The 25,858-nt window shown below is 60.2% G+C and carries 24 protein-coding genes; 8 read left to right on the forward strand and 16 right to left on the reverse strand.

Annotated elements, in window-relative coordinates:
- Window positions 1-79: 79 nt before the first annotated feature.
- Complete coding sequence (gene quiC / locus EAH78_RS22370) at window positions 80-1,981, reverse strand: 3-dehydroshikimate dehydratase QuiC (RefSeq protein WP_140669468.1); 1,902 nt, start codon at window positions 1,979-1,981, stop codon at window positions 80-82.
- A gap of 508 nt (window positions 1,982-2,489) precedes the next feature.
- Between quiC and EAH78_RS22375 the strand changes: the two genes are divergently transcribed.
- Window positions 2,490-3,746, forward strand: a complete 1,257-nt coding sequence (locus EAH78_RS22375) for an MFS transporter (protein WP_240051924.1) — start codon at window positions 2,490-2,492, stop codon at window positions 3,744-3,746.
- Window positions 3,747-3,795: 49 nt separating this feature from the next.
- Here EAH78_RS22375 and EAH78_RS22380 read toward each other — a convergent pair whose 3' ends face one another.
- Window positions 3,796-4,674, reverse strand: coding sequence for a DMT family transporter (locus EAH78_RS22380; RefSeq protein ID WP_140669470.1), 879 nt, complete (start codon window positions 4,672-4,674; stop codon window positions 3,796-3,798).
- Window positions 4,675-4,904: 230 nt separating this feature from the next.
- Entirely contained in the window at window positions 4,905-5,681 is a 777-nt protein-coding gene (locus EAH78_RS22385) for an IclR family transcriptional regulator (protein WP_140669471.1), read from the reverse strand.
- Window positions 5,682-5,944: 263 nt separating this feature from the next.
- Between EAH78_RS22385 and ypfJ the strand changes: the two genes are divergently transcribed.
- Complete coding sequence (gene ypfJ / locus EAH78_RS22390) at window positions 5,945-6,841, forward strand: KPN_02809 family neutral zinc metallopeptidase (protein WP_140669472.1); 897 nt, start codon at window positions 5,945-5,947, stop codon at window positions 6,839-6,841.
- Window positions 6,842-7,801 (forward strand): alpha/beta hydrolase, encoded by a 960-nt coding sequence (locus tag EAH78_RS22395; protein WP_140669473.1) that lies wholly within the window; start codon window positions 6,842-6,844, stop codon window positions 7,799-7,801.
- Between the two features lie 114 nt (window positions 7,802-7,915).
- Here EAH78_RS22395 and EAH78_RS22400 read toward each other — a convergent pair whose 3' ends face one another.
- The 3 genes from EAH78_RS22400 to EAH78_RS22410 all read right to left on the reverse strand — a co-directional run bounded on the left by EAH78_RS22400 (window position 7,916) and on the right by EAH78_RS22410 (window position 10,054).
- Complete coding sequence (locus EAH78_RS22400; RefSeq protein ID WP_140669474.1) at window positions 7,916-8,509, reverse strand: HAD family hydrolase; 594 nt, start codon at window positions 8,507-8,509, stop codon at window positions 7,916-7,918.
- A complete protein-coding gene (gene tesB, locus EAH78_RS22405) occupies window positions 8,506-9,375 on the reverse strand; it encodes an acyl-CoA thioesterase II (RefSeq protein ID WP_140669475.1) in 870 nt (289 codons plus the stop codon). Before tesB ends, EAH78_RS22400 begins: the two co-directional genes overlap by 4 nt.
- Window positions 9,376-9,484: 109 nt before the next feature.
- The gene (locus EAH78_RS22410; protein WP_140669476.1) at window positions 9,485-10,054 is read right to left on the reverse strand and encodes a GNAT family N-acetyltransferase; all 570 of its coding nucleotides are present in this window, start codon (window positions 10,052-10,054) and stop codon (window positions 9,485-9,487) included.
- A gap of 74 nt (window positions 10,055-10,128) precedes the next feature.
- On the opposite strand from EAH78_RS22410, the gene EAH78_RS22415 reads away from it, so the two are divergent.
- Together EAH78_RS22415 and EAH78_RS22420 are read left to right on the forward strand one after the other, a co-directional pair.
- Complete coding sequence (locus EAH78_RS22415; protein ID WP_140669477.1) at window positions 10,129-11,049, forward strand: histone deacetylase family protein; 921 nt, start codon at window positions 10,129-10,131, stop codon at window positions 11,047-11,049.
- 194 nt (window positions 11,050-11,243) lie between these two features.
- Window positions 11,244-12,485 carry a TIGR03862 family flavoprotein gene (locus EAH78_RS22420; RefSeq protein WP_193560093.1) on the forward strand — a complete coding sequence of 414 codons (1,242 nt, stop codon included), beginning with the start codon at window positions 11,244-11,246 and terminating at the stop codon, window positions 12,483-12,485.
- 123 nt (window positions 12,486-12,608) lie between these two features.
- Here EAH78_RS22420 and EAH78_RS22425 read toward each other — a convergent pair whose 3' ends face one another.
- Both EAH78_RS22425 and yedA read right to left on the reverse strand, forming a co-directional pair.
- A complete protein-coding gene (locus tag EAH78_RS22425; protein WP_140669479.1) occupies window positions 12,609-13,943 on the reverse strand; it encodes a DEAD/DEAH box helicase in 1,335 nt (444 codons plus the stop codon).
- A gap of 78 nt (window positions 13,944-14,021) precedes the next feature.
- Entirely contained in the window at window positions 14,022-14,948 is a 927-nt protein-coding gene (gene yedA / locus EAH78_RS22430; RefSeq protein WP_140669480.1) for a drug/metabolite exporter YedA, read from the reverse strand.
- Window positions 14,949-15,111: 163 nt separating this feature from the next.
- On the opposite strand from yedA, the gene EAH78_RS22435 reads away from it, so the two are divergent.
- Window positions 15,112-15,570 carry an Lrp/AsnC family transcriptional regulator gene (locus EAH78_RS22435; RefSeq protein ID WP_027924256.1) on the forward strand — a complete coding sequence of 153 codons (459 nt, stop codon included), beginning with the start codon at window positions 15,112-15,114 and terminating at the stop codon, window positions 15,568-15,570.
- A gap of 124 nt (window positions 15,571-15,694) precedes the next feature.
- On the opposite strand, the gene EAH78_RS22445 is transcribed toward EAH78_RS22435, so the two are convergent.
- The 3 genes from EAH78_RS22445 to EAH78_RS22460 all read right to left on the reverse strand — a co-directional run bounded on the left by EAH78_RS22445 (window position 15,695) and on the right by EAH78_RS22460 (window position 17,794).
- Entirely contained in the window at window positions 15,695-16,306 is a 612-nt protein-coding gene (locus tag EAH78_RS22445; RefSeq protein WP_140669482.1) for a 3'-5' exonuclease, read from the reverse strand.
- 22 nt (window positions 16,307-16,328) lie between these two features.
- Window positions 16,329-16,808 (reverse strand): NYN domain-containing protein, encoded by a 480-nt coding sequence (locus EAH78_RS22450; protein WP_007990686.1) that lies wholly within the window; start codon window positions 16,806-16,808, stop codon window positions 16,329-16,331.
- A gap of 215 nt (window positions 16,809-17,023) precedes the next feature.
- A complete protein-coding gene (locus tag EAH78_RS22460) occupies window positions 17,024-17,794 on the reverse strand; it encodes a DUF2076 domain-containing protein (RefSeq protein WP_140669484.1) in 771 nt (256 codons plus the stop codon).
- Window positions 17,795-17,973: 179 nt separating this feature from the next.
- On the opposite strand from EAH78_RS22460, the gene EAH78_RS22465 reads away from it, so the two are divergent.
- Window positions 17,974-18,648, forward strand: coding sequence for a YciC family protein (locus tag EAH78_RS22465; RefSeq protein WP_140669485.1), 675 nt, complete (start codon window positions 17,974-17,976; stop codon window positions 18,646-18,648).
- A gap of 66 nt (window positions 18,649-18,714) precedes the next feature.
- A complete protein-coding gene (locus tag EAH78_RS22470; protein ID WP_140669486.1) occupies window positions 18,715-19,794 on the forward strand; it encodes an endonuclease/exonuclease/phosphatase family protein in 1,080 nt (359 codons plus the stop codon).
- A 117-nt stretch (window positions 19,795-19,911) separates the two neighbouring features.
- Here the strand turns inward: EAH78_RS22470 and EAH78_RS22475 are convergent, their stop codons facing one another.
- The 5 genes from EAH78_RS22475 to EAH78_RS22495 all read right to left on the reverse strand — a co-directional run bounded on the left by EAH78_RS22475 (window position 19,912) and on the right by EAH78_RS22495 (window position 25,825).
- On the reverse strand, window positions 19,912-20,748 hold the full coding sequence (locus tag EAH78_RS22475) for an ABC transporter ATP-binding protein (protein WP_140669487.1): 837 nt from the start codon (window positions 20,746-20,748) through the stop codon (window positions 19,912-19,914).
- Entirely contained in the window at window positions 20,736-21,539 is an 804-nt protein-coding gene (locus EAH78_RS22480) for an ABC transporter permease (RefSeq protein WP_140669488.1), read from the reverse strand. The genes EAH78_RS22475 and EAH78_RS22480 overlap by 13 nt, the downstream gene beginning before the upstream one ends.
- A gap of 9 nt (window positions 21,540-21,548) precedes the next feature.
- Window positions 21,549-22,535, reverse strand: coding sequence for an ABC transporter substrate-binding protein (locus EAH78_RS22485; protein WP_140669489.1), 987 nt, complete (start codon window positions 22,533-22,535; stop codon window positions 21,549-21,551).
- A 395-nt stretch (window positions 22,536-22,930) separates the two neighbouring features.
- Complete coding sequence (locus tag EAH78_RS22490; RefSeq protein ID WP_140669490.1) at window positions 22,931-24,301, reverse strand: aspartate aminotransferase family protein; 1,371 nt, start codon at window positions 24,299-24,301, stop codon at window positions 22,931-22,933.
- Window positions 24,302-24,334: 33 nt separating this feature from the next.
- Window positions 24,335-25,825: an aldehyde dehydrogenase gene (locus EAH78_RS22495; protein ID WP_140669491.1), complete on the reverse strand. Its 1,491-nt coding sequence runs from the start codon at window positions 25,823-25,825 to the stop codon at window positions 24,335-24,337.
- Window positions 25,826-25,858 lie beyond the last annotated feature (33 nt).

Genomic DNA, 25,858 nt, shown 5'->3' on the forward strand with positions numbered 1-25,858 from the left:
ACAGGCTGGCGATTATGGGCCGCTGCGCACAGTGAAGGAAGCCGCGCGGCAGCGGTTTGTCCCGGCGTTTACGATTTTCCTACAACTTGGCCTGACGAATGGCACCGCTGCGGGATTTGGCCATCGCCGCCAGTCGCACCGCGACATTGGCCGCGCCGTAACCGGCATAGCCGTTCTTGCGCTGAATGATTTCAAAGAAGAACCGCCCTTCGAACGGCTCGGTGTACACATGAAACAGCTCGCCACCCTGGGCATCGCGGTCATACAGCACGTTGAAATACGCCAGCTCGCTGAGGAACTCGTCATCGAAGTCGAACCGCGCGGCGAGGTCATCGTAGTAATTGAGCGGGATGTCCAGCAACGGCACGCCCGCCTCTTTCGCACGGCTGACTTGCGCAAAGATGTCATCGCAATCAAACGCGATGTGATGCACACCGGAGCCGCGATAACTCGACAGCGCGTGTGAGATCGCGGTGTTGCGGTTCTCGGAAATGTTCAATGGCAAGCGGATCGAACTGTCGCGGCTGCGCAGCGCACGGCTTTTTACCAGGCCATACGGGTCGGGCAGGACCACTTCGTCGTCGGCTTCGAAATCCAGCAGGCTCTTGTAGAACAGCACCCAACTGTCGAGGCTGTCGGCGGGCAATGCCATGGCCATGTGGTCGATACGCTTGAGGCCACCACCGGCCAAGGCGGCCGGGTACAGATTGAAGTCGGTGCCGTAGACGTCGGCCTCCTGATCCACCAGATAGATCAGGCTGCCGTCCGGCGCGCGCACCGACGCCAATTCCAGTTCATTGGGGCCGACCAGTCCACGATACGGCTGGCCTTTGTAAGCCACGGCCCGGGCCAGCGCGCTGGTGCTGTCCCTGACCCGCACGGCGGTGGCGCACAGCGATGAACCATGTGCCTCAAAAAAACTGTGAGCGAACGAGTAAGGTTCGGAGTTGAGAATCAGGTTGATATCACCCTGACGCAGCAGGCTCACGCTCTTGGAGCGATGCTGCCCGGCCTTGACGAAACCCAGCCGCTCCAGCCAATGGGAAAGCTTGGCGCCGAGGCTTTCATCCACTGCAAATTCGAGAAACTCGATACCGTTGTATTCGCTGGCAGTGGGTGTCTCGAACAGGATGTCGAGGTTGGGCGCCGGTTGAGTTTCCTGCGCCAGGCGTAGGCGGGTTTTCTCTTCCAGATACAGCAAAGAACGCAAACCATCGGCGGCGTTGGCCCGAGGTGGCGCGGCGCGGAAACCGTCGTTGAAAATTTCCAGCGACAGCGGCCCGGTGTAACCACTCTTGATGATCGGTGCGAGGAAACCCGGCAGATCAAATTCGCCCTGGCCCGGGAAGCAGCGGAAATGCCGGCTCCACTCCAATACATCCATGGCGAGGATCGGCGCGTCGGCCATTTGTACGAAGAAGATTTTGTCGCCTGGAATGTCGGCGATGGCACTCGGATCACCCTTCAGCGACAGCGTGTGAAAACTGTCCAGCAAGACCCCGAGACTTGGGTGATCGGCTTGGCGAACGATGTTCCACACCTGTTGATAAGTGTTCACATGCCGGCCCCAAGCCAACGCTTCGTACCCGATACGCAAGCCGCGAGCTCCAGCGCGTTCGGCCAGCAGGCGCAGATCGTCGACGAGGATTTGTTCATCACCAATGGAGTCGGCAGATGCATTGCTGCACACCAGCACCAGATCGGTGCCCAGTTCCTGCATCAAGTCGAACTTGCGCTCGGCGCGTTCCAGATTGCGCGAAAGCCGATCACGGCGGCAGCCCTCGAAATCCCGGAACGGTTGAAACAGCGTGATCGCGATCCCGAGATCGGCGCACATCTGTTTGATTTCCCGTGGGCTACCGTCGTAGTAGAGAAGGTCGTTCTCGAAAATCTCCACCCCGTCAAAACCGGCGGCGGCAATGGCTTCGAGTTTTTCCGGCAGGGTACCGCTCAAGGACACGGTGGCAATGGAACGCTGCATGTTTCGACTCCCGGTGGTGGAGACAGTCTTATTGGACGTTGTGGCGAGGGGGCTTGCCCCCGTTCGGCTGCGCAGCAGTCGTAAATGCGCATTGCATGATCTTTCTGGTGCACCGCGTTGCCTGATTACACGACTGCTTCGCAGCCGAACGGGGCGATGCGGCGTTCCGACAAGCCCCCTCGCCACACTTCGCCAAGGTCTGCGTTTAGCTTGAGGGGAATTATTGGCTGGACGAACTCGCACAGCAATTTAAAGTGTACTACCCGGTTAGTTTTGTGTTCGATTATCGAACACAATGGCCGTTGGCGAATTGACGATTTTTTGTCCACTGCGCAACATCGACTCCACATTGAGACCGGTCATGCACCGTCGGGCTCGGTTACCAAAGACCCAGAACACCACATAAAAATAATCGGTGGACTACATGACTCCTTCTCAAAGTTCTCCCGTGGAGCACGCCTCCATAACTCCTGCCAGCGGCGGCATCGGCGACAAGATCCGCGGCGCCATGGCAGTCGGCAAAACCCGTTGGGGCATGCTGGCGCTGGTGTTTTTCGCGACGACCCTGAACTACATCGACCGCGCCGCCCTCGGCGTCATGCAGCCTATCCTCGCCAAGGAAATGAGCTGGACGGCGATGGACTACGCCAACATCAACTTCTGGTTCCAGGTCGGCTACGCGATTGGTTTCGTGCTGCAAGGCCGGTTGATCGACCGGGTCGGCGTCAAGCGCGTGTTCTTCTGCGCGGTGCTGCTCTGGAGCATTGCCACCGGCGCTCACGGCCTGGCCACTTCGGCGGTAGGCTTCATGGTCTGCCGATTGATCCTTGGCTTGACCGAAGCCGCCAACTACCCGGCCTGCGTGAAGACCACGCGGCTGTGGTTCCCGGCCGGCGAACGCGCGGTGGCCACCGGCATCTTCAACGCCGGGACCAACGTCGGTGCGATGTTCACCCCAATGTTGCTGCCGCTGATCCTGCACGTATGGGGCTGGCAGGCCGCGTTCCTGTGCATGTCGGCACTGGGCGGGATCTGGTTGCTGTTCTGGGGTTTGAAATACTTCAACCCGGAAGATCATCCGAGCGTCAAACAATCGGAACTGGACTACATCCAGAACGAAGTCGAACCGGAACAAGCCCGCGTGCCGTTCTCGAAAATCCTGCGCATGCGTGGCACCTGGGCCTTCGCCCTCGCCTACTCGATGACCGCACCGGTGTTCTGGTTCTACCTGTATTGGCTGCCACCGTTCCTCAATCAGCAATACAACCTGGGGATCAACGTGACCCAGATGGGGATTCCGCTGATCATCATTTACCTGACCGCCGACTTCGGCAGCGTCGGTGGCGGGATCCTCTCCTCATTCCTGATCGGTCGCGGGATCAACCCGATCAAGGCGCGGCTGATGTCGATGTTCCTGTTTGCCTGCTGCATCATCGGCGTGATCATGGCGGCCGGGGCGAGCAGTCTTTGGGTTGCGGTGTTTGCCATCTCCCTGGCCATCGGCGCGCACCAGGCCTGGACCGCGAACATCTGGAGCCTGGTGATGGACTACACGCCTAAACACATGATGAGCACGGTGTTTGGTTTTGGCGGAATGTGCGCAGCCATCGGCGGGATGTTCATGACGCAGTTGGTCGGCCACATCCTGACCGTCACCAACAACAACTACACCGTGCTGTTCACCCTGATCCCGGCGATGTATTTCATTGCCCTGACCTGGATGTACTTCATGGCACCGCGCAAAATTCCTACCGTTACCGAGTAAATGTCCTTCCCCCGGCAGGCCTGATTCCAGGCCTGCCTTTTTGTTTGTCCTACCGACGACTCTGTTGCCAGGCCGCCGCCAACCCGCTGCAGCAAATCACCGCGATCCCGACCACGGTAGTCAGGGTCGGCGTGTGGGCAAACAGCAGCCAGCCCAGCAGACCGGCAAACACAATCTGGCAATAGCCGAACGGCGCCAGCAACGCCGGCGCGGCGTAGCGAAACGCCTGGGTCAGAAACAAGTGAGCCGTCATCCCGCACGCCCCCAGCGCCACCATCATCAGTCCATGCCCCAGAGTCGGCACTTGCCAAAAGAACGGCACCAGCGCGCTCATCACCAGGGTGTTGCACAGGCCGGCGAAGAAGTTGCTGGTGGTCGGGCTGTCGATGTTGCTGAGCTTGCGAGTGAGCAATTGATAGAAGCAGAAAAACAGCGCCGAGCAGAGCGGCAACAGCACCGCGGGGGTGAACAGATCACCGCCGGGATGGACGATAATCAACACGCCGGCAAATCCGCAAATCACCGCGATCCATTGGCCACGGGTGACGTGTTCCTTCAACAACGGCACCGACAACGCGGTGACCAGCACCGGCGCAAGAAAGTTGACCGCCGTAGCTTCTGCCAGCGGGATGTATTGCAAACCGGTGGTGAAAAACAGACTGGTGCCCAACAGGCATAACGCCCTCATCAACTGCAGCACAGGACGTTTAGTCCGCAGGACACGCAGCCCGGATTGCGGCAGGAAAATCCCGGCCATCAACAAGGTGTGAACCACATAGCGCGCCCAAACGACCATGATGATCGGGTAGAAACCGGAGAGGTATTTGGACAAGGCGTCGTGGCTGGAGAAGAGGAAGGTGGCGACGACGATCAGCAAAATCCCTTTGAAGGGCTGGTTTACGCCGGAGAGCGGTGTGCTGACGGTCATGGGGTTCCCTTGCGCCTGGCGAATTCCAATAATTTAGAACCTGGTTCCAGATTCCTATACAAGCATAGGCCGAAAGTGTTCGAACATCGCACGGCTTTACAGTCGACAACGATCAAAATGTGGGAGCGGGCTTGCTCGCGAAAGCGGGGTGCCAGGCAACACTTACTTCACTGATACACCGCTTTCGCGAGCAAGCCCGCTCCCACATTAAAGTAATGGTGCATCCCAAATTAGCTGAACAACTCCGACGCCAAACTGGCCGCCGACAACTCTTCGGTATACCTCAACAACAGCGGCGCCAACTCATGCAACCGCGCGCCCGGCATGCGTGCACTGGGCCCGGCGATGCTCAGCACCCCCATCACCCGCCCCTCGCTGGGGTGCCGCACCACGGCAGCAATCGCCGAGGTGCCCACCGCCGAACTCTCTTCAACCCAGGCATAACCCTGCTCACGCGCCAGACGCATACGCTCCAGCAGTTCAATGTTGGAACGCGGCGCATTCGGCCCCAGGTCCTTGGGTCGCTCACCGCCCTGGCGTTCTACCAGCGACAATGCCTCGGCATCGCTCATGCACGCCAGCCACGCATGGCCCGACGCGGTGTAGAACAACGGCGCATCACGGCCCATGTCCGGGTCGTAACGCAGGCCGGACCGGGCACCTTGCGACTTGGCGATCCAGACCTGCCGCTCGCCTTCAATGACGCCCAGGCGCACCAGTTCACCGGTCTCCTGCGCGAGGCGATCCAGCACAGGTTGCACAATATCGGCGCCGCTGCCCGAGAGATAACGAAACCCCATCGCCACCAATTTGGTGGTCAGGTGATAACGCAGGTTGTCCGGATTCTGCCGCACATACCCCAGCCGAATCAGCTCGGCGAGCAAGCGATGAGTCGCGCTTTTGGGAATATCCAATTGTTCCGCCAGCGCTTGCATCGGCACACCGCGCGGGTCACTGGTAAGGCTTTCCAGCACGTTGAAAACACGTTCGATCTGACTGCCGGCCATGGGAAGTTCCACACACAATTTGCCTGATTCTAGAAGACGAACCCGGCAATGCGAAATCTGGAACTCGACGATCGTCAGGTTCATTCGATAAAAACTGGTTGCCTGACGGAATTCGATGGGGAGTCCACGTTCATACAAGTCTGGAATACTGCTGGCGCATCCCCAAGACTGCCGGGAATCGCGTCGAAACCCGGACGACCGGACTGGCGCAGCTCCCCCACACCAGCAACACTCATCCCCACGGACACTCAGAGGATTCCCACATGCTATGGAAAAAAGGCCGACGCAGCGACAACGTGGTGGACGCCCGTGGTGATGATGTCGGCGGCGGTGGTGGTGGCGGGATGCGCTTTGGTGGCGGCAAGGGCCTGAGCCTGACCGCGATCATCCTGATTGTCGGCATCGGCTGGATCACCGGCCAGGATCCGATGCAGATCCTCGGACAACTCACCGGCCAAATGAGCGAGCAGTCAGCGCCAGCCACCAATCAAACGCGCAAGGCGCCACCGGCCAATGACGAAGGCGCCGAATTCGTGCGTTCGATCCTCGGCGATACCGAAGACACCTGGGGCCAGATTTTCCAGCAGGCCGGCAAGCAATATAAGAACCCGACCCTGGTGCTGTTCAGCAATCGCGTCAATTCCGCCTGCGGTCTGGCGACCTCGGCGACCGGTCCGTTCTATTGCCCGGCCGACCAGAAGGTCTACCTGGACATGGCGTTCTTTCAGGAAATGTCGCAACGTTTCTCCGCCGCCGGTGACTTCGCCCAGGCCTACGTGATTGCTCACGAAGTCGGACACCACGTTCAGACCTTGCTCGGTGTTTCTGCGAAAATTCAGACTGCCCGCGCCCAAGGCCGACAAATGGAAGGCGACGGCGGTTTACTCGTGCGTCAGGAACTTCAGGCCGATTGCCTGGCCGGCGTCTGGGCCAACAATGCACAAAAGCGTCTGAACTGGCTGGAACCGGGTGACATCGAAGAAGCCCTGAACGCCGCCAACGCCATCGGCGACGACCGCTTGCAACAGCAAGGTAAGGGCCGCGTGGTGCCAGACTCGTTTACCCATGGCACGTCAGCGCAAAGGGTGCGCTGGTTTAAAACCGGATTTGCACAAGGCCAGGTGGGCCAGTGCGACACCTTCGCGGCGAAAAACCTGTAAATGAATAAGTGGCTGTTAGCTGTCCTGTTTACCTGCGCAAGCACCCAAGCCGCCGAGCATGCGGTCAAACAACTGAGCCCCGGCCGGCTGTTGCTCAAAGAAGGCGAGATGGCGGTGAGCCTCGGCGCCGCGCCGGCGAACATCGAACGGGTGCTGATCATCATCCACGGCCGTTTACGCAATGCTGAAACCTACCGCCAGAGCGCAGAGCAGGCGGCTGAACTGGCAGGGCAAAGCCAGACCACGCTGGTCATCGCCCCACAGTTTCTCAATGAAACCGATGTCGCCCTGCATCCCGTGGCGGATTCCGTTCTGCGCTGGCAGGGCAACGACTGGATGGCCGGCGGTTTATCCACAGCTCCGTTTGCACTGAGTTCTTTTGGGGCGCTGGATCAGATCATCGCGAGAGTCAGCGACCGCCAACAGTTTCCGGACGTGAAACAAATCGTTATCGCCGGTCACTCTGGGGGTGCCCAGGTGGTTCAGCGCTATGCCTTGCTGGCTCACGATCAACCCACGCTGACCGCTGCTGGTGTGAAAGTCCGTTATGTGGTCGCCAACCCTTCCTCGTATGCGTATTTCGATGAGCGCCGTCCTGTTGCGTTCGATCACGCGAAATGCCCCGGTTTCAACCGCTGGAAGTATGGCATGACGGATTTACCGCTCTATGCCAGTGGGCAAACGGCGCCACAAATTGAAGGCAATTACGTCAAGCGTGACGTGACGTATCTGCTCGGGCAGCAAGACACAGACCCGCAGCAGCCGGCGCTGGACAAGGGGTGCGAGGCTGAAGCCCAGGGCACCAATCGGCTGGCTCGCGGGCATTTTTACTTTGATTATTTGCTGCGTCGTAACCCGCGTGGGGTGAACCAGCGACTGGTGGAAGTGCCTGGGGTTGGGCATAACGGGGATGGGATGTTGACGTCGCCTGAGGGGCAGAAGGCTTTGTTTGGGCAGTGAGATTTGTGGTGCCTGAAAGTGCCCTTTCGCGAGCAAGCCCGCTCCCACATTCGACCGCATTCTTCTGGGAGAACTCGGTTAAATGTGGGAGCGGGCTTGCTCGCGAAGAGGCCCTCAAGCCAACAACATTTCCCGCAACGCCACGCAATCCGCCGCATGCCAATCCGTCAGTTCCGGCCACGGGTTGTCCGGCAAATTCACCAACACCGTCCGCGCCCCCGCCGCCCGTCCACAATCCAGATCAAACCGGTAATCACCGACCATCACCATCTCGCTCGCCGGCACCTTCCAGGCCTCGGCCAGTTTCAGCAAACCACCGGGATGCGGCTTGGGTGGTGCTTCATCACGCCCCAGCACATCCTCCACCGCGAAACAGTCGGCCAGGCCGATGGCCTCCAGCGTTACGTGTGCCAGCTCCCGGGCATTGCGCGTGAGAATGCCCAGGCAATAACCGCGCCCGGCCAACTCACGCACCAGCTCCACCGCGCCCGGTGCCGGTTTCGACCCTAGCGCCAGATCACGTTCATGCTCCAGCAGCCACGCATGTTTAGCCGCCGCTTCATCGGCTGGCAGCGCCGCGAGGTGCGTGAGGATGTCCTCTTCGGCCGGGATCGCCAATGCCACGCGAATCGCCGCGAAGTCATGCACGGCTACCGTCAGGGTGCCGTCCATGTCGAACACCCAATGACGCACCTCGGCCAGGCTCATGCCCAATCCTTGCGATGACGAATCAGGCCTTCCTGCGTGACCGAGGCCACGAGTTGCCCAGCACGATTGAACACGCTGCCACGGCTGAAGCCGCGAGAGTTACCGGCCCACGGGCTGTCCATCGCGTAGAGCAACCAGTCATCGGCACGCAGATCCTGATGGAACCACAGCGCGTGATCGAGGCTGGCGACCTGCATGTCTTTCTGCCAGACCGTTTTGCCATGGGGCTGCATCGAGGTCACCAGCAGGCCGAAGTCGGACGCATAGGCCAGCAAGTATTTGTGCAGCGCCGGTGAGTCGGCCAAGGCACCGTCGGCACGAAACCACACGTACTTGATCGGGTCGGACGGCTGCGGGTTGTAAGGGTCTTTCTCGGTCACCGGGCGGAATTCGATCGGTTTCGGGCACAGCAGTTTTTCGCGCATTTTTTCCGGGATCAGGTGCGCGCGTTGTTGGGTCAGCTCCAGTTCCGACGGCAGGTTTTCTGGCCCGACCACCACCGGCATCTCGAGCTGGTGCTGGAAGCCTTCTTCGTCGTACTGAAACGAGGCGCTGCAGGTAAAAATCGGATGGCCTTTCTGGATTGCCGTTACCCGGCGCGTGCTGAAACTGCCGCCATCGCGTACCCGGTCAACCTGATACACCACTGGCAACCCGGCATCGCCCGGACGCAGGAAATAACCGTGCATCGAATGCACGTGGCGCGCTTCTTCTACCGTCTGACTCGCCGCCGACAGCGACTGGCCGAGCACCTGACCGCCGAACAACTGGCGAAAACCCAGGTCCTGGCTGCGGCCACGGAACAGATTTTCTTCGATCGGTTCCAGGGTCAACAGGTCGACCAGATCATCCAACACTTGGCTCATTCAGACTCTCCTCACGCAAAACATTGCCGCGCAGTCATGGCTGCGACGGTCGATTCAGTTTCTGGCCCGTGCCAGTAATATGGGGGCCATTGTAAACGTCCGCGGCGGCTTATCCATGCAAGGTTTGCAGCCATTGTTCACGGGTGATGCGGTACAGCACATGGTGACGCAAGGGGTGATCGGCGGCGAGCTTCGGATGCTCGAAGTCATCGGCTGGATCATGGTGCATGCCGATCGCCTGCATGACTTTCTCGGAAGGCGTGTTGGTTTGCGTGGTGAAGGACACGACTTCGGTCAGCCCCAAGCGGTCAAACCCGCAACGCAGAGCGGTCCACGCGGCTTCACTGGCGTACCCCAGGCCCCAATGCTCGCGGGCCAGGCGCCAGCCGATTTCGGTCGCGGGGGTGAATGGCGCGTCGAAGCCGACCACGCCCAACCCGGTAAACCCGATGAATTGGCCGGTGTCCTTGCGTTGCAGCGCCCACAGGCCAAAACCGTGCTCGGCAAAATGCCCGCGAATGCGGCCGATCAGCGAGGCACTTTCCAGGCGACTCAACGGCGCCGGAAAATAACGCATCACCTGCGGATCGGCACACATCGCCGCAAACTCCGGCAAATCCTCATCGCACCACTGCCGCAACAGCAGTCGCGCACTTTCAAGTTGCAGTATTGGCTCCATTGCGTTCCCCCGTTTCCATGCCGCAAGTCTACATCGCTGGTAGGATCCTTCTCTCATTCCTACATGAAATCATCATGCCGCTGCCGCTGATTTATCACGAAGACTACAGCCCCGAGTTTCCGGCCGATCACCGCTTCCCCATGGACAAGTTTCGCCTGTTGCGCGATCACCTGGTGGACAGCGGCCTGACCCGGGACGCCGACCTGCTGCGCCCGGACCTCTGCCCCCCGCAGATTCTCGCCCTCGCCCATGACGCTGCCTATATCGAACGTTACATGAGTGGCGAGTTGTCCCGTGAAGACCAGCGGCGCCTCGGCCTGCCCTGGAGCGAAGCCCTGGCCCGGCGCACGGTGCGCGCGGTCGGCGGTTCGTTGCTGGCGGCGGAACAGGCGCTGGAGCACGGACTGGCCTGTCACCTGGCCGGCGGCACGCATCACGCGCACTACGACTACCCGGCGGGCTTCTGCATCTTCAATGACCTGGCAGTGATCAGCCATTACCTGCTGGAAAGCGGCCGGGTGAATCGGGTGCTGATCTTCGATTGCGACGTGCATCAGGGCGACGGGACTGCACGGATCCTGCACAACACCCCGGACGCTGTGACCGTTTCCCTGCACTGCGAGAAGAACTTTCCTGCACGCAAAGCCGAAAGTGACTGGGACATTCCGCTGCCCAAGGGCATGGGCGATGCCGATTACCTGAAAGTGGTCGACGATGCGCTCAACTATTTGCTGCCGCTTTATCAACCGGATCTGGTGTTGTATGACGCTGGCGTCGATGTGCACAAGGACGATGCCCTGGGTTATTTGAACCTGACGGACGAAGGCGTGGCGGCGCGTGATGAAAGCGTGATGCGTCATTGCCTGGGCCGGGATATTCCGGTGGTCGGGGTGATTGGCGGTGGCTACAGCAAGGACCGCAAGGCGTTGGCGCGGCGCCATGGGATTCTGCATCACAGTGCGCAACGGGTGTGGCAGTCATCAGGTTGTCATTGAGCCGTGGGTGTTTACCCACAATGCCTGTGGAACTGCCTGTGGATAACCTGAGTGAAAGCGCCTACAGCCCCTGCGGTATATAGCCTACACAGCGGTGGTTGTTTTTTAACCAGACACTGAATCCATCATCAATCCCCTGTGGGATCTGTGCTGGTAGAATGCCCGGCTTATCCCGCCAAACCGCAGCGCATTCCATGACCCGATCTTCATCCACCCTCTCCTCCCAAGTCGCCATCATCGGTGGCGGCCCTGCTGGCCTGATGGCGGCTGAAGTGTTGAGCCAGGCCGGGATCAAGGTCGACCTGTACGACGGCATGCCCTCGGTGGGACGCAAATTCCTCTTGGCCGGGGTCGGCGGCATGAACATCACCCACTCCGAAGCCTACCCGGCGTTTCTCTCGCGCTACGCCGAGCGCGCACCACAGATTGCGCCGCTGTTGCGCGCTTTTGGCGCCGACGCGCTATGCCAATGGATTCATGACCTGGGCATCGAAACCTTTGTCGGCAGTTCCGGCCGGGTGTTTCCGACCGACATGAAAGCCGCGCCCTTGCTGCGCGCCTGGCTCAAACGGTTGCGTGATGCCGGCGTAGTTATCCACACCCGCCACCGCTGGCTCGGTTGGGATGACAGCGGTGATTTGCGAATCGACAGCCCCGAGGGCGAAAAAACCGTCAAGGCTGACGCCACCCTGCTAGCCCTCGGCGGCGGCAGTTGGTCGCGTCTCGGTTCGGATGGCGCGTGGATGCTGCCGCTGGAGCAACGCGGCGTAGGGCTTGCGCCGTTGCAACCAAGCAACTGCGGCTTCGAGGTGCAGGCCTGGAGCGATTTGATGGTCAGTAAGTTCGCCGGCGCGCCGCTGAAAAACATCGCCATTGGTCTCAATGACGATGTGCCACGGCTGGGGGAATGCGTGATCACGGCGACCGGGATTGAAGGCAGTCTGATCTACGCCCTGTCGGCTCCGATCCGTGAAGCGATCAACCTCAACGGTTCCGCGACCATTCATCTGGACCTGCTGCCGGGCAAGCCTGTGGATAAAGTACAGACAGCGCTGAGCAAACCGCGCGGTTCACGCTCGATGTCCAAACACCTGCACAGTCATCTGGGCATTGATGGCGTGAAAGCCGCGTTGTTGCGTGAACTGACGCCGGCCGACTGTTTCAGCGACCCGGCGTTGCTGGCCAAAGCGATCAAGGCACTGCCGCTGACGCTGGTGAAAACCCGCCCACTGGACGAAGCCATCAGCAGCGCCGGCGGTGTGATGTTCGAGTCGATGGATGAACGCTTGATGCTCAAGCCATTGCCTGGCGTGTTCTGCGCGGGGGAGATGCTGGATTGGGAAGCGCCGACGGGCGGCTATCTGCTGACCGCGTGTTTCGCCAGTGGGCGTGCGGCGGGGATCGGGATGGTGGGGTGGTTGAAGCGCAAGGCTTGAGACCGAGTTGCCCCCTTCGCGAGCAAGCCCGCTCCCACATTTAACCGAGTTCTCCCAGAAGAATGCGATCGAATGTGGGAGCGGGCTTGCTCGCGAAGGCGTCCTGACAGACGCCGCCGATACTTAAGGCTTACGCTTACGCGGTCCAGTATTGAACACCGGCACTTTTCGCACAGGCTTGATCGAAGGCTCCGGCACCGAAGCATCCCCACTCTCAACCCACTTGCCCAGGTTGCGCTTGCCGCCACTGGAGGTCTTTGGCTTTTTCGGTTTTTTAGGCTTCTTCACCACCAGACCGCTGGCATCGGTGTCCGGTACGCGGTGTTCAGGCTCGAAGTCATGCTCCATCTGCCGAGGCAAAGTCTGACGGGTCAACGTCTCGATGGCCGACAGCAGATTCACTTCATCGGCGCAGACCAGCGAAATCGCCTGCCCGGTGTTACCCGCACGGCCGGTACGCCCGATGCGGTGGATGTAATCCTCGGCCACGATCGGCAGGTCGAAGTTGACCACCAACGGCAAATCTTCGATGTCCAGACCACGGGCCGCGACGTCGGTAGCCACCAGAATCTGCACTTCACTGGCCTTGAAACGGTCCAGCGCACGCTGACGCGTGGCCTGCGGTTTGTCACCGTGGATGCCGTCGGCATTGATGCCAAGGCCCTGGAGTTTTTCCACCAGCGCGTCCACACCGTTGCGGGTCTTGGCGAATACCAGCACCTGCTTCCACTTACCTTTGCGCAGCAAGTGAACGAACAGCTCAGGCTTGCGCTTCTTGTCGACCGTCACCACCCACTGCTTAACCGTGTTGGCTGCCACGTTACGCGGGCTGACTTCGATGCTCAGCGGATCGTTGAGCATTTGTCCGGCCAGCAAGCGGATCGCGTCGGAGAAAGTCGCGGAGAACAGCAGCGTCTGACGTTGCTTCGGCAGCACGCGGTAGATATTCCCCAGCTCCTCGGAGAAACCCAGATCAAGCATGCGATCGGCTTCGTCCAGAATCAGGGTTTGCAGCTGATTGAACTTGAGGGCCTTCTGGCGATACAGATCGAGCAAACGACCCGGCGTCGCCACCAGCACGTCAACACCCTTGCGCAGCTTCATCATTTGCGGGTTGATGCTGACGCCGCCGTACACCGCGTAAGTGCTCAACGGCAGGTTCTCGGCGTACTGACGCACGGCTTCGTGAACCTGTTCGGCCAATTCGCGTGTCGGCACGAGGATCAGTGCGCGCACCGAGTTAGACGCCACTTTCGGCCCTTCCATAGCCAGCAATTGCAGGAGCGGCAAGGCGAAACCGGCCGTCTTGCCAGTGCCGGTCTGGGCCGCAGCCATCAGGTCGCGACCGGCCAGCACCGCCGGAATGGCTTGCGCCTGAACCGGCGTCGGGGTCTGGTAGCCGAGCGTCTCGAGAGAGCGCAGCAAGGGTTCGATCAGGCCAAGGGTGGCGAAAGTCATGGGATTACCGTAGGAAAATTCAGCGCGGGTTTTTCAAAACAAGTGTGCAAAACAAGATGCAATGGCGCGCAGTTTACCCTAATTCACACGGGATTCTGTCGGCGCGACTACACCCGGCTGCACAGGCGCCCGCCGCCACTGCGGCAATCCGATCAACACCACGGCGCTGATGATCACCAGCATCGCTAACCCTTCTTCGATTCCGATGGTTTCGCCCACAAACACGATCCCCAACAACACCGCCACGGCCGGGTTGACGTAGGCATAACTGGTCGCCGCCGCAGGGCGCACGTTTTTCAACAGGTACATGTAAGCGTTGAACGCGATGATCGAGCCGAAGAACGTCAGATACGCCAGGGCCGCCCAGCCTTCGATCGGTGGCATGGCTTGCAGATGCTCGCCGCTCACGGCACTGCCGATCAGCAGCGCCACGCCGCCGACCACCATTTCCACGGCGCTGGCCATCGCCCCCGCCGGCAACGGCACGTGTTTGCTCCAGACCGACCCGAACGCCCAGGACGCCGCCGCGAACACCAGCAACAGCGCGCCCAAGGGGCTCGATTGCAGGTTCGAACCGAGATTCAACATGGCAATGCCGATCAGCCCGAGCGCAATCCCGGCCCATTCGAGGCGGGTATTACGTGCGCCCCAGAAATATCCGCACAACAAGGTAAACAACGGCACCGTCGCAATCGCCAACGCGGCCACACCGGAGGCCACACCCATGTGCTCGGCGACACTGACGCCGCCGTTACCGCAGGCGAGCAGCAAGATCCCGATCATGCCGGCCGCTTTCCACTGCGCCCACGTCGGTGCCGGCGCCCCGCGCCAGCGCAGGAAGGCGTACATCAACGTCCCGGCAAGCACAAAGCGGATCCCGGCGAGCAGCAATGGCGGCCAATACTCCACGCCGATGCGGATCACCAGATAGGTCGAGCCCCAAATCACGTACAGCGCGAAAAAGGCGGCGATCAACGGTAAGGGAAAACGACGTAAGCCAGGCATGGGCAGCTCGATGACAGAACAATGTGAACCGCTATTCTAGAAAGGCCAAGGGCTAAAAATAAGTTACAAAACCTGTTTATAGCGCCGGTACACTTTTCAAAACACGGAGATCAGCGCTATAAACCGTGCTTTCGAAAGTCAGTCATTTTCAAGGAATACGCCGATGGATAAATACGACCGCATGCTCCTCAGCGCCCTGCTGGAAAACGGTCGTGCGTCCTACGCCGACCTCGCGCGCAAGGTCAACCTGTCCGCCCCGGCCGTGGCCGAACGCGTGGCCAAGCTGGAAGCCAGTGGCGTGATCACCGGTTACCAGGCGAAAGTCGACATGGCCAAGCTCGGCTTGCCGATCCAGTGCGTGATCGAACTGCGCCTGAACCAGCACGGCAATCAGAAGGCCTACGACGATTTGATCAAAATCCCACAGTTGACCGAGTGCCACCGGGTGACCGGCGATCCTTGCGTGATCATGCAAGCGGCGGTGGGTTCGATGCCGGAGCTGGAAGAGTTGATCAACCGGATTGCCAAGTTCGGGTTCAGCAAGACGTCGATTGTGTTGTCGAGCGCAATAGAGAAGCGCGTGCCGTTGGGGCACATCGAAGGCAATGGCAAGACCATCTAAAGGTGCAGGAGATCAAATGTGGGAGCGGGCTTGCTCGCGAAAGCGGTGTATCAGTCGACATCAATGTTGAATGATAAATCGCTTTCGCGAGCAAGCCCGCTCCCACACTCGACCTGTGGTGGTTTCAAAAACCGCGATGGCGCTTGAGGTGTTCGTTGATCTTCGCCGCCGGCACTTTCTGCAAGCCGCATAGCAAATCATGGGACAACTCGCGCAACCCATGCTTGCGCTGCAACTCGTCCATCAAGTGCGTTGTCAGGTTGGCGGCCATCTCGGCGTCAGCCATCGCCCGGTGAGCCTTGCCGGTGTTGGGCAAGTTGGCGAACGTAGTGAGGGTGCCAAGTTTGTGATTCGGCGCTGCCGGCATCAGCCGACGGGCCAATAGCAACGAGCAGGCAAAGTTCTGCAAACGCGTGCGCTTGATCCGCCCCAGCTCAAAGTCCCAGAACTTCTGGTCGAACGCAGCGTTATGCGCCAGCAACGGTGTGATGCCGACAAACTCGTTGACCTCGTTCATCACCTGCTCCGCCGACGGCGCGGTGCGCAGCATGGCGTTGCTGATGCCGGTCAGTTGCTCGATGAAGGCCGGCACGCGCACGCCGGCGTTCATCAGGCTTTGGTAACGCTCGACGATGCGCCCCTGTTCAAGGATCACCACGGCAATTTCCGTGGCCCGGCAGCTGCTGCTCGGGGAGATCCCGGTGGTTTCAAAGTCGATGACTGCTATGCGTTCCAAACCTGTTTCAACTCCGTAAAAATCAATTCTTGAGCAGCAACGCGCCTTCGATCGGCACGTAGCGGCTGGCGGCGCGGATCAGCGAGTTGGCGGTCAGCCCCGGTACGCCATAGGCCACCGCTTGCACCCCGTGCTTGCTGATGATGCGTTCCAGCAGCATGTCGAAATCACCGTCACCGGAGGCCAGCACGATTTCGTCGACGTGATCGGCGGCGTCCATGATGTCGAGGGTGATGCCCACGTCCCAGTCGCCCTTGGCCGAGCCGTCGCTGCGCTGGATGTAGGGTTTGAGCTTCACGGTGAAGCCGAGGTTGCGCAGGATCTGCTGAAACTGCTGCTGTTTGCTGTCGCCACGATCGATCGCGTAGGCATAGGCCTCGACGATCTCGCCCTGTTTGCTGATGTCAGCCCACAACGCGGCGTAGTTGAAGTGGCAACCATAGGCCTGACGCACGGTGTAATAGAGGTTTTGAACATCGGCGAACACTGCGATTTTTTTCACCGCGGGTTTCCTCTTGGCGCACAGGCGCGCAGGCGAGATCGGGCACCTGGCCCGAAAAGTCGCCCAGTATGCCAGCCCGAAGGATTGTTCCGCGAATAATCGGCCATGTGGCGAGGGAGCTTGCTCCCGCTGGGCCGCGAAGCGGTCCCCTGAAATTCGAAGCCGAGGGGCCTGCTACGCAGTCCAGCGGGAGCAAGCTCCCTCGCCACAGGGTGTCAGACGAAGGAGTCGTCGTCATCGCCGCCGAAGTATGACGAGCTGTCATCGCTGTAATCAGTGTCGGCAAAACCGCCCTGATTGCTGGAGTTGTCAGCCATGCGCTGCTCATCGCCCCAGCCATTGCCGCTGTCGCTCTGATCGTTGACCTGAGCCGGCTCTTCCTTGATCACTTCAACCACTTCCGGCTGCTGATTGTGATGGAACAGGCTGCTGATGCCTTGTGCCAGCATCACGCCACCCGCGACACCGGCTGCGGTCTTCAGCGCACCGCCGAGAAAACCGCTGCCGATCGCTGCCGGCGCCTGCTGCTGGGGAGCGTAATTTTGTTGAGGCGGTGCCGCGCCGAAGTTTTGCGGCGCCGGTTGCGGGTTGAACGACGGCCGCGCCGATTCACGCCAGCCGCCCGTTGCGGGCACAGCACTGGGGGTCGGTGCAGATTGCGCGTCTCGGGCACTGCCACCGAAGATGCTCGACAAAAAGCCACCACCGCTCGGCGCCGGTGCCGCTGTCTGCGCCTTGGCCGCTTGCAGTTCGGCCTGCAATTGCTGCACTTGCCGGGTCAGTTGCTTGTTTTGTTCGTCGAGGCTCTTGATGGCGACTTCTTGAACCAGGATTGCCTGGGTCATGAAATAGCCGGCCGCAGGCTGGCGAGTCAGGTGTTCCTTGATCCGCGCCTCAGCCAGGGCGTCGCGCGGGGCTGAGTCCGTTTCGGCCTGTTGCAGCCGGGAAAACAGTCCATCGATCAGGGTTTGTTCTTCGCTGTTCATGGCGACCTCGTAGATTGCCGGGGGAAATCGTTGTCCTTTTCCAAAGAGGATAAGGTGCTCGACCTTAATGGAGGCTGAAACAAGTTGTTTCAATGAGCTTTACCTAACGTTTACGTTTGCGTTTCCAAGTGTTTCATCGGTTAAAGTGGGCCACTGCTTCCAACCTGCGATACCGACTGATGAATCCGTTCGATGTACTGCGTGACTCTTTGTACTTCTTCAAGCGCAATCTGGGACAGATCGTGCAACTGTGCCTGCCACTGGTGATCTTTGAGGCGCTGTTGCAACAAATTGTCGACCACTCCACCGAGCCGGACAGTTTTCCCGGCGTCAGCGTGATCGTTGGCTTGCTGGTTTATCCGCTGTACACCGCCGCCCTGATTCTGTTCCTCGACGCCCGCAGCCGCGGTGAGTCGCCGCGCAACCGTGATCTGCTGACACGGTCGGCGTACCTGTGGCCGCGCTTCGCCCTGCTCACGGCGCTCAATACCCTGCTGATCCTGCTCGGTCTGTCGCTGTACTTCCTGCCCGGTATCTATCTGATGGTGACATTGGCGTTCGCAGAGTACCTGCTGGTGCTGCGTGGCATGGCCCCCTTGGCGGCCATGAAAGAAAGCCTGCGCCTGACCCGCGGCCACTTCATGCGCATTCTGGTGTGCATCCTGTGTGTGATGGGTCCGCTGTGGGTGCTCAAAGGCGCCACGCTCGCGGTGTACCCGGACCCGCAGAACCCGGTGATTTCCCTGCTGATCGACAGTGCCCACAGCTTCCTGCAACTGTTCACCAGCGTGGTGTTGTTCCGCTTGTTCATGCTGATCGGCGATACACCCGAGAAGATTGAGGGGCCGCGCTGACCGTGGGCTTCAGCTCTAGTCTCGGTTATGCTCGGGGTCATCTTTTGTAACGCTATAAGCCGAGCCATGACCCGTCTACTGCGCTACACCCTGCTGAGCCTGTTGATCGCGACCGGCGTGATCGCATTACTGATCTACAACCTGACCTGGCGCCCCGACTCCAAGGAAGTGTTGCCGGTCAGTTGCTCGGCTCAAGCGCCCACCCTGGTCCCCGGTCAGGCATTGAAAGTGATGACCTGGAATGTCCAGTACCTGGCCGGTAAACGTTATGTGTTCTGGAACGACCTTGCGCAGGGCACCGATGAAACCCCCACCCCCGAAGACATGGCCTTCAGCCTCGACGAAGTGGCACGGGTGATTCGCGATGAATCCCCCGACATCGTGATGCTGCAGGAACTCGATGACAACGCCAAGGCCAGCGATTACCAACACCAGTTCAAACTGCTGCAAGAGCGGGTCGCCGACCTGTATCCGTGCAGTGCTCAAGCCTTCGACTGGAAGGCCGACTTCGTGCCGGATCCGCACATCTTCGGCAGCGTTGGCCGGCAACTGGTAACGCTCAGCCGCTACCAGATCGAACACGCCGAACGCCTGCAATTGCCGGTCGCGCCGGCCAACCTGATCAGCCGCCAGTTCAAACCGAAAAACGCCTTGCTGGTGTCTTATCTGCCGTTGAACGACGGCGGTCAGATGGCGGTGCTCAATACCCATCTGGACCGCGTCATCCAGCCAGACGAAACGCTGCAAGCCGAAGTGACGGCCGTCGCCAAAGTGCTCGACAAACTCGAAGGCCGCGGCACGCCGTGGCTGATCGGTGGCGATTTCAATTTGTTGCCGCTCGGGCAGTTTCGCCGACTGCCAGAAGAGCAACGCACGCCCTACTCGGCCGACAGCGCGCTGCATGTGCTGTGGGACAAGTACCCGATGATCCCGACCAACAACGAAGCCAGTGGCGCGGATCGGGCCCAGTGGCTGACGCATTACCCGAATGATCCGGGGCTGAACGGCCCGGACCGCACGGTTGACTACCTGTTCTACAGTGCGCGCATCAAACGGGTCGAGGCGATGGTTAGGCAGGACGATACGTTGCGCATCTCCGATCACTTGCCGGTGATTGCGCGGTTCCTGTTGCCTGCAACTCCTTAACAACTGGAACCTGTAGGAGCCGAGCTTGCTCGCGATGGCGTTGTGTCAGCCACATCAATGCTGAATATGCTGGCCTCATCGCGAGCAAGCTCGGCTCCTACAGGTATTGGGTGCAACTCAATGCACCTCTTCCAGATCGTCATGCAAGAGCCCGAAGATCTTGCGCTTCATGTCGATGAACGAGCGCTCCATGACCATGTCCAGGGTCCGTGGGCGTTCGATCGGCACATCCAGAATCTGCTTGATCCGCCCAGGCCGCGCGCCCATCACGTAGACCCGATCGCCGAGCAGAACCGCCTCGTCGATATCGTGGGTCACGAACAACACGGTCTTCTTGCTGTTGCCCCAGACCCGCAACAACAGCTGCTGCATTTGCAGGCGCGTCTGGCTGTCGAGCGCGCCGAAAGGTTCGTCCATCAGCAGGATTTGCGGATCATTGGCCAGCGCTCGGGCAATCGCCACACGCTGCATCATGCCGCCGGACAGCTGCTTGGCGTAGTTGTCGGCAAACCCGGTCAGGCCCACTTCATTGACGTAGTAGTCGACGATCTCCTTGCGCTGGGCAGCCGCCATGCCGCGACGCTTGAGACCGAACTCGACGTTCTGGCGCACGGTCAGCCACGGGAACAGCGTATAGCTCTGGAACACCATGCCACGGTCCGCACCCGGCCCCTGCACTTGCTGACCACCGACGTAGATCTCGCCCTCGGTGGGTTCGTTGAGGCCGGCGGTGAGGTACAGCAAACTCGATTTGCCGCAACCCGAAGGTCCGACCAGCACGGCGAATTGTTGGTCCGGCACCTCGAACGACACTTGCTCCAGCGCTGTGAACATGCCGCCGTCAGGTTTCTGATAGCGCAGGCTGACCTTGTCCACTTGCAGCCTTGGAGCGGCCTGCACCGGGGTGGCCAAAGGTGTGACGAAGCGAGGGTTGACGGCGCTTACTGAGCCCATGCGGCGATCCTCAGACGTAGGAAACGGAACAGTTGATCGGTGACCAGGCCCAACAGGCCGATGATCGCGATTGCCAGGAAAATCACATCCACTTGAAAACCACGCATGGCTTTAAGGCTCAAGTAACCAAGGCCACTGGAAGCGGCGACCAGTTCGGCGACCACCAGGTAGGTCCAGGCCCAGCCCATGGTCACGCGCAAGGTGTCGAGCACACCCGGCAAGGAGGCTGGGGCGATCACATGCAGCACCGCGTCGCGACGGGTCGAGCCCAAGGTGTAGGACGCGTTGATCAAATCCTTGGAGATGCCTTTGGAAACGTCCGCGATCATCACCAGTTGCTGGAAGAACACACCGAAGATGATCACCGAGACCCGCTGCTCCAGGCCGATACCGATCCATAGAATGAACAGTGGCACGAACGAGGTCACTGGCAAGTAGCGAATGAAATTGACCATCGGCTCAAGGAACGCCTGGACGATACGGAAGCTGCCCATCAGCAACCCCAGCGGCACCGCCACCAGCGAGGAGACAATGAAACCGACCATCACTACTTCCAGACTGGCCCACACATGCAGGCCAAGGGTGCCGTCGCGACCCAGGCGCACGGCGGCCTCGACCACTGCGCCCGGTGTCGGCAAGAACATGCCCGGCACCACGCCACCGTAAGACAAACCGGCCCACAGGCCGATCAACAGTACCCAGGCCAGACCGCTCGCGCTCCAGATGACCTGCACCGGCAGGCCAGTCTTGGGCGTGATGCAGCGGCTCAGCCATGAATTGCGCTTGAACATGCAAACCTCCTACAGCGGGGTGACAAAACGGTTGTCGATCAGGTCGTCATTGCTGACGTTGTAGGGTTTGCCCTGCAATTCACTGGCGGTTTCATTGGCCAGTTTGATCAGCGGTTCGCTGTCGCCCGGTTTGCCTGGCGAGCCGAGGAGTTTTTCGCTCATGGCCTGATCGTAGAAGCGCACGCCTTGTGCGGCGGCGGCCAGTTCCTTCGGATCGGCGAGGTAACCGCCAACGCCTTTGGCCATGATTTTGTAGGCTTCTTCCGGGTGGTCCTGGGTGTATTTCACGGCTTTGTAGAGACCGGCGACCAACGCCTTGACGTCTTCCGGCTGCTTTTCGATGACCGAGCAGTTCAGCGCAACCACGTCGACAATCACGCCCGGCGTGCTGCTGCTGTCGATCAGCACCTTGCCCTGTTTCTTGTCACGCACCATCGACAGGTGCGGCTCCCACGTCACGGCGGCCGGCACGCGACCGGCGATGAACGCGGTGGCAGCATCGTCGGCCGTCATGTTCTGCACGGTGATGTCGCTCATGCTCATGCCGTGTTTCTTCAGCAAATACGACAACCAGAACTGCGAGGTCGACCCTTCGTTCACCGCCACCGCTTTGCCTTTGAGCTCCTGCAGACTCTTGACGTCCTTGCCCACCAGAACGCCGTCGCCGCCATGGCTGTCATCCAGCGCGGCCACAGCCTTGAAGCAGAATTGAGGACGGTATTTCAGCACTTCATCAATGGTCGACGCCGAGCCTGACAACTCGCCCGAGGCTTGGGCGGCCATGTACATCGACGCCTCTTCAACGACGGGCAATTCGACGGTCAAGCCGTTTTCCTTGAAGTAGCCCAGGTCCTGGGCGAGGTAGAGGGTGCCGTAGCCGACCCAGGTGGTGTGACCGATGGACAGGGTGCCGGCCTGGGCGCTGGTGGCGACCGTGGCGGCGATGGCGGTGATCGCCAATGGATGAGCGATGCGGGTTAGCAAGGACTTGATCATGGAGCACTCCCAAAGCTGTTGATTTAGTTTTGATGGGCAGTACGGCCAGCGGCCCTGAAATCAGCTGTCACCTCAGGTCTCTGATGGACCTTGCGGTGGGCAGTATCGGGCTGACTGGCGAAGTCGATGTTGGCCCAGTGCGGGGAGAAGGAAAATTAGGAAATATGTCGAGGCGAATGATGAAAAAGCTGTGTAGCGCGCACTGGAAAAGGGCGGTGTGGGCGGGGGTGCTCGAGGTGGGTGCAAAAGATGAGAGGTGCGGTGAATTGGCTACCGCATTCGCGAGCAAGCCCGCTCCCACATTTGATCTATGCCGGTCACAGAATTTGTGTACGACACCGATCTAATGTGGGAGCGGGCTTGCTCGTGAAGAGGCCCGCAAGAGCGCTAAAAGATCAGAGCCGGCCGTACTCCTGCGCCGTACGATCAACCGCTTTCAAGGTCTTGCCCACCAGCTCATCAATCTCCTCCCGACTGGCAATCAACGCCGGCGCCATGATCATCCGCCCCAGCGTCGAGCGAATAATCACCCCCTCTTCAAAGCCGATCGTGCGGCACCGCCACGCAATGTCGTTCTCATTGGCAAAGCGCTTACGGCTGGTTTTGTCCTCGGCCAATTGCAGCGCCGCGACCATGCCGACGCCTTGAATATCACCCACCAACGGGTGATTACCGAACACTTCGCGCAAGCACTGTTGCAGGTACGGGCCGATGTCATCCTTGACCCGCGTCACCACGCCTTCATCACGCAACGCCTTGAGGTTGGCAATCGCCACCGCCGCCGCCACCGGGTGCCCGGAATAGGTCAGGCCATGGGCAAACACCCCGCCCTGCTCCACCAGCACTTGGGCCATTTTCTTCGACAGGATCAGCCCGCCCATCGGGATATAACCCGAGGTCAAACCCTTGGCGATGGACAAGGTGTCCGGCTCGAAACCGAAGTACTCGTGGGCGAACCATTCGCCGGTGCGACCAAAGCCGCCGATCACTTCATCAGCGCACAGCAGCACATCGTACTTGCGGCAGATGCGCTGAATTTCCGGCCAGTAGCTCTCTGGCGGAAAAATCATCCCGCCCGCGCCCTGGAACGGTTCGGCAATGAAACCTGCAACCTTGTCCGCGCCCAGTTCAAGAATCTTCGCTTCCAGTTGCTGCGCCGCCCGCAGGCCAAATTCGGCCGGGGTCAGGTTGCCTTCGTGAGCAAAAAAATACGGCTCGTCGATGTGCTCGATGTCCGGAATCATGCCGCCCATTTCGTGCATGAATTTCATGCCGCCGAGCGCCGTCGCAGCCAGGGTCGAGCCGTGATAACCGTTCCAGCGACCGATCATGATTTTCTTCTCGGGCTTGCCGAGAATCGTCCAGTAACGGCGCACAGTGCGGATCAACACCTCGTTGGCTTCAGAGCCGGAGTTGGTGTAGATCGCGTGGCTGTAGTGCCCCGGCAGCAGGCTGAACAACAGCTCCGACAGCTCGATCACCTGCGGGTGAGTGGTGTGGAAAAACATGTTGTAGTACGGCAGCTGTTCAAGTTGTTGAGTCGCTGCCGCCGCCAGGTCTTTACGCCCGTAACCGAGGTTGGTGCACCACAGCCCGGACATGCCGTCGAGGTAGCGCCGACCGTCGTTGTCCCACAGGTGCAGGCGTTCGCCACGAACCATCACCCGGGGTCCTTCGTCGTTGAGTGCCTTTTGATCGACGAATGCGTGGATGTGGTGCGCAGCGTCGGCGGCCTGGTAGTCGCGGGTTTCACGTGGTGTGGTCATCGCCAGTTCTCCGTTTTTTATTAGCGGCTGTTATCAGCGCAGCTGAAACCAGGTGGTCTTCAACTGGGTGTATTTATCAAATGAATGCAGCGACAAGTCACGGCCGAAACCGGACTGCTTGCCGCCGCCGAAAGGCACGGTCACGTCGAGTGCATCGACGCTGTTGACCGAGACAGTCCCCGCTCGCAATTGCCGCGCCACACGGTGGGCGCGGTTGAGGTCATCGGTCCACAGCGAAGCCGCCAGACCGTAGACGCTGTCGTTGGCCAGTTGCAAGGCGTGGGCCTCGTCATCGAATGCGGTAACCGCGAGCACCGGGCCAAACACTTCGTCGCGAAACAGCGGCATGTCCGGGGTCACGCCGGTGAAAATCGTCGGCTGGATGAAGTTGTCAGAGCCGTTGAAGATCGACTGCCGGCCACCGCACACTTTGGTCGCACCCTGGCGCTCGGCTTGCTGGATGAACTTCATGATGCGCGCGGTCTGGCGGCTGTCGACAATCGCCCCGGCGCTGCTCGACGGGTCCAGTGGATCGCCCGGCAACCAGCGTTCGGCGTGCGCTTTGAGGCGCTCGACGAACGCGTCGTGGATCGAGCGCTGCACCAGCAAACGCGAGTTGGCCGAACAGACTTCGCCCTGATTGAAGAAGATCCCGAACGCGGCTTTTTCAGCGGCCCGATCGAGGTCCTGACAATCGGCGAACACCAGGTTTGCGCTCTTGCCACCGCACTCCAGCCACACCTGCTTGAGGTTCGATTGCGCGGAATACTGCATGAAGTATTTGCCGACTTCGGTAGAGCCGGTGAACACCAGGCAATCGACATCCGGGTGCAAACCGAGGGCTTTGCCGGTCTGCTCGCCGAGGCCCGGCAGCACGTTCAATACACCCGCTGGCAGGCCAGCTTCCAGCGCCAGCTCGGCCAGACGCAGGGCGGAAAACGGTGATTGCTCGGCGGGTTTCAGAATCACCGAGTTGCCGGCGGCCAGGGCCGGTGCGAGTTTCCACGCAGCCATGTCCAGCGGGAAATTCCACGGCACCACGGCAGCGACCACGCCGAGGGCTTCACGGGTGATGGTCGCCAGGACGTTCTGCGCGCTGGGGGCAATCTGGTCGTAGAGTTTGTCGAGGCTTTCGGCGTACCAGCGAAACACCCCGACGGCGCCCGGCACGTCGATGTTGTAGGCATCCATGACCGGTTTGCCCATGTTCAGTGAGTCAAGCAGTGCCAGTTCTTCGCGATTGGCCATGATCAGCTCAGCGAGGCGCAGCAGCACCTGTTTGCGCTCACCGGGCGAACGCGCCGACCAGGTGCCGGCTTCAAATACCTGCCGCGCATTGCTGACGGCGGCGTTGACCTCTTCATCGCCACACGCAGTCACGTTGGCCAGGCATTGCCCGGTGGCCGGGTTGATCGCGGCGAACGTCTGGCCGGACTGCGCCGAACGGCGTTTACCGTCGATCACGGCCTGGACAGGAAACTGCAGCGCTGCGGCTTTGTTTTGCCAATATGCAAGCTCGAACACGTTCAGATGCTCCAAGGGCTTTTCTTGTGACTG

The organism is Pseudomonas arsenicoxydans, from assembly GCF_006438915.1.
Lineage (GTDB): Bacteria > Pseudomonadota > Gammaproteobacteria > Pseudomonadales > Pseudomonadaceae > Aquipseudomonas > Aquipseudomonas arsenicoxydans_A.

Bases quoted from the DNA above. Each gene is read 5' to 3' on its own strand.
- tesB (WP_140669475.1), bottom strand. From the start codon at position 9,375: ATGAGCCAAGTGTTGGATGATCTGGTCGACCTGTTGACCCTGGAACCG.
- EAH78_RS22480 (WP_140669488.1), bottom strand. From the start codon at position 21,539: ATGTTCAAGCGCAATTCATGGCTGAGCCGCTGCATCACGCCCAAGACT.
- EAH78_RS22485 (WP_140669489.1), bottom strand. From the start codon at position 22,535: ATGATCAAGTCCTTGCTAACCCGCATCGCTCATCCATTGGCGATCACC.
- EAH78_RS22385 (WP_140669471.1), bottom strand. From the start codon at position 5,681: ATGGCCGGCAGTCAGATCGAACGTGTTTTCAACGTGCTGGAAAGCCTT.
- EAH78_RS22420 (WP_193560093.1), top strand. From the start codon at position 11,244: ATGACCCGATCTTCATCCACCCTCTCCTCCCAAGTCGCCATCATCGGT.
- EAH78_RS22435 (WP_027924256.1), top strand. From the start codon at position 15,112: ATGGATAAATACGACCGCATGCTCCTCAGCGCCCTGCTGGAAAACGGT.
- ypfJ (WP_140669472.1), top strand. From the start codon at position 5,945: ATGCTATGGAAAAAAGGCCGACGCAGCGACAACGTGGTGGACGCCCGT.
- EAH78_RS22425 (WP_140669479.1), bottom strand. From the start codon at position 13,943: ATGACTTTCGCCACCCTTGGCCTGATCGAACCCTTGCTGCGCTCTCTC.
- quiC (WP_140669468.1), bottom strand. From the start codon at position 1,981: ATGCAGCGTTCCATTGCCACCGTGTCCTTGAGCGGTACCCTGCCGGAA.
- EAH78_RS22395 (WP_140669473.1), top strand. From the start codon at position 6,842: ATGAATAAGTGGCTGTTAGCTGTCCTGTTTACCTGCGCAAGCACCCAA.
- EAH78_RS22375 (WP_240051924.1), top strand. From the start codon at position 2,490: ATGGCAGTCGGCAAAACCCGTTGGGGCATGCTGGCGCTGGTGTTTTTC.
- EAH78_RS22380 (WP_140669470.1), bottom strand. From the start codon at position 4,674: ATGACCGTCAGCACACCGCTCTCCGGCGTAAACCAGCCCTTCAAAGGG.
- EAH78_RS22460 (WP_140669484.1), bottom strand. From the start codon at position 17,794: ATGAACAGCGAAGAACAAACCCTGATCGATGGACTGTTTTCCCGGCTG.
- EAH78_RS22410 (WP_140669476.1), bottom strand. From the start codon at position 10,054: ATGGAGCCAATACTGCAACTTGAAAGTGCGCGACTGCTGTTGCGGCAG.
- EAH78_RS22415 (WP_140669477.1), top strand. From the start codon at position 10,129: ATGCCGCTGCCGCTGATTTATCACGAAGACTACAGCCCCGAGTTTCCG.
- EAH78_RS22470 (WP_140669486.1), top strand. From the start codon at position 18,715: ATGACCCGTCTACTGCGCTACACCCTGCTGAGCCTGTTGATCGCGACC.
- EAH78_RS22490 (WP_140669490.1), bottom strand. From the start codon at position 24,301: ATGACCACACCACGTGAAACCCGCGACTACCAGGCCGCCGACGCTGCG.
- EAH78_RS22475 (WP_140669487.1), bottom strand. From the start codon at position 20,748: ATGGGCTCAGTAAGCGCCGTCAACCCTCGCTTCGTCACACCTTTGGCC.
- yedA (WP_140669480.1), bottom strand. From the start codon at position 14,948: ATGCCTGGCTTACGTCGTTTTCCCTTACCGTTGATCGCCGCCTTTTTC.
- EAH78_RS22465 (WP_140669485.1), top strand. From the start codon at position 17,974: ATGAATCCGTTCGATGTACTGCGTGACTCTTTGTACTTCTTCAAGCGC.
- EAH78_RS22400 (WP_140669474.1), bottom strand. From the start codon at position 8,509: ATGAGCCTGGCCGAGGTGCGTCATTGGGTGTTCGACATGGACGGCACC.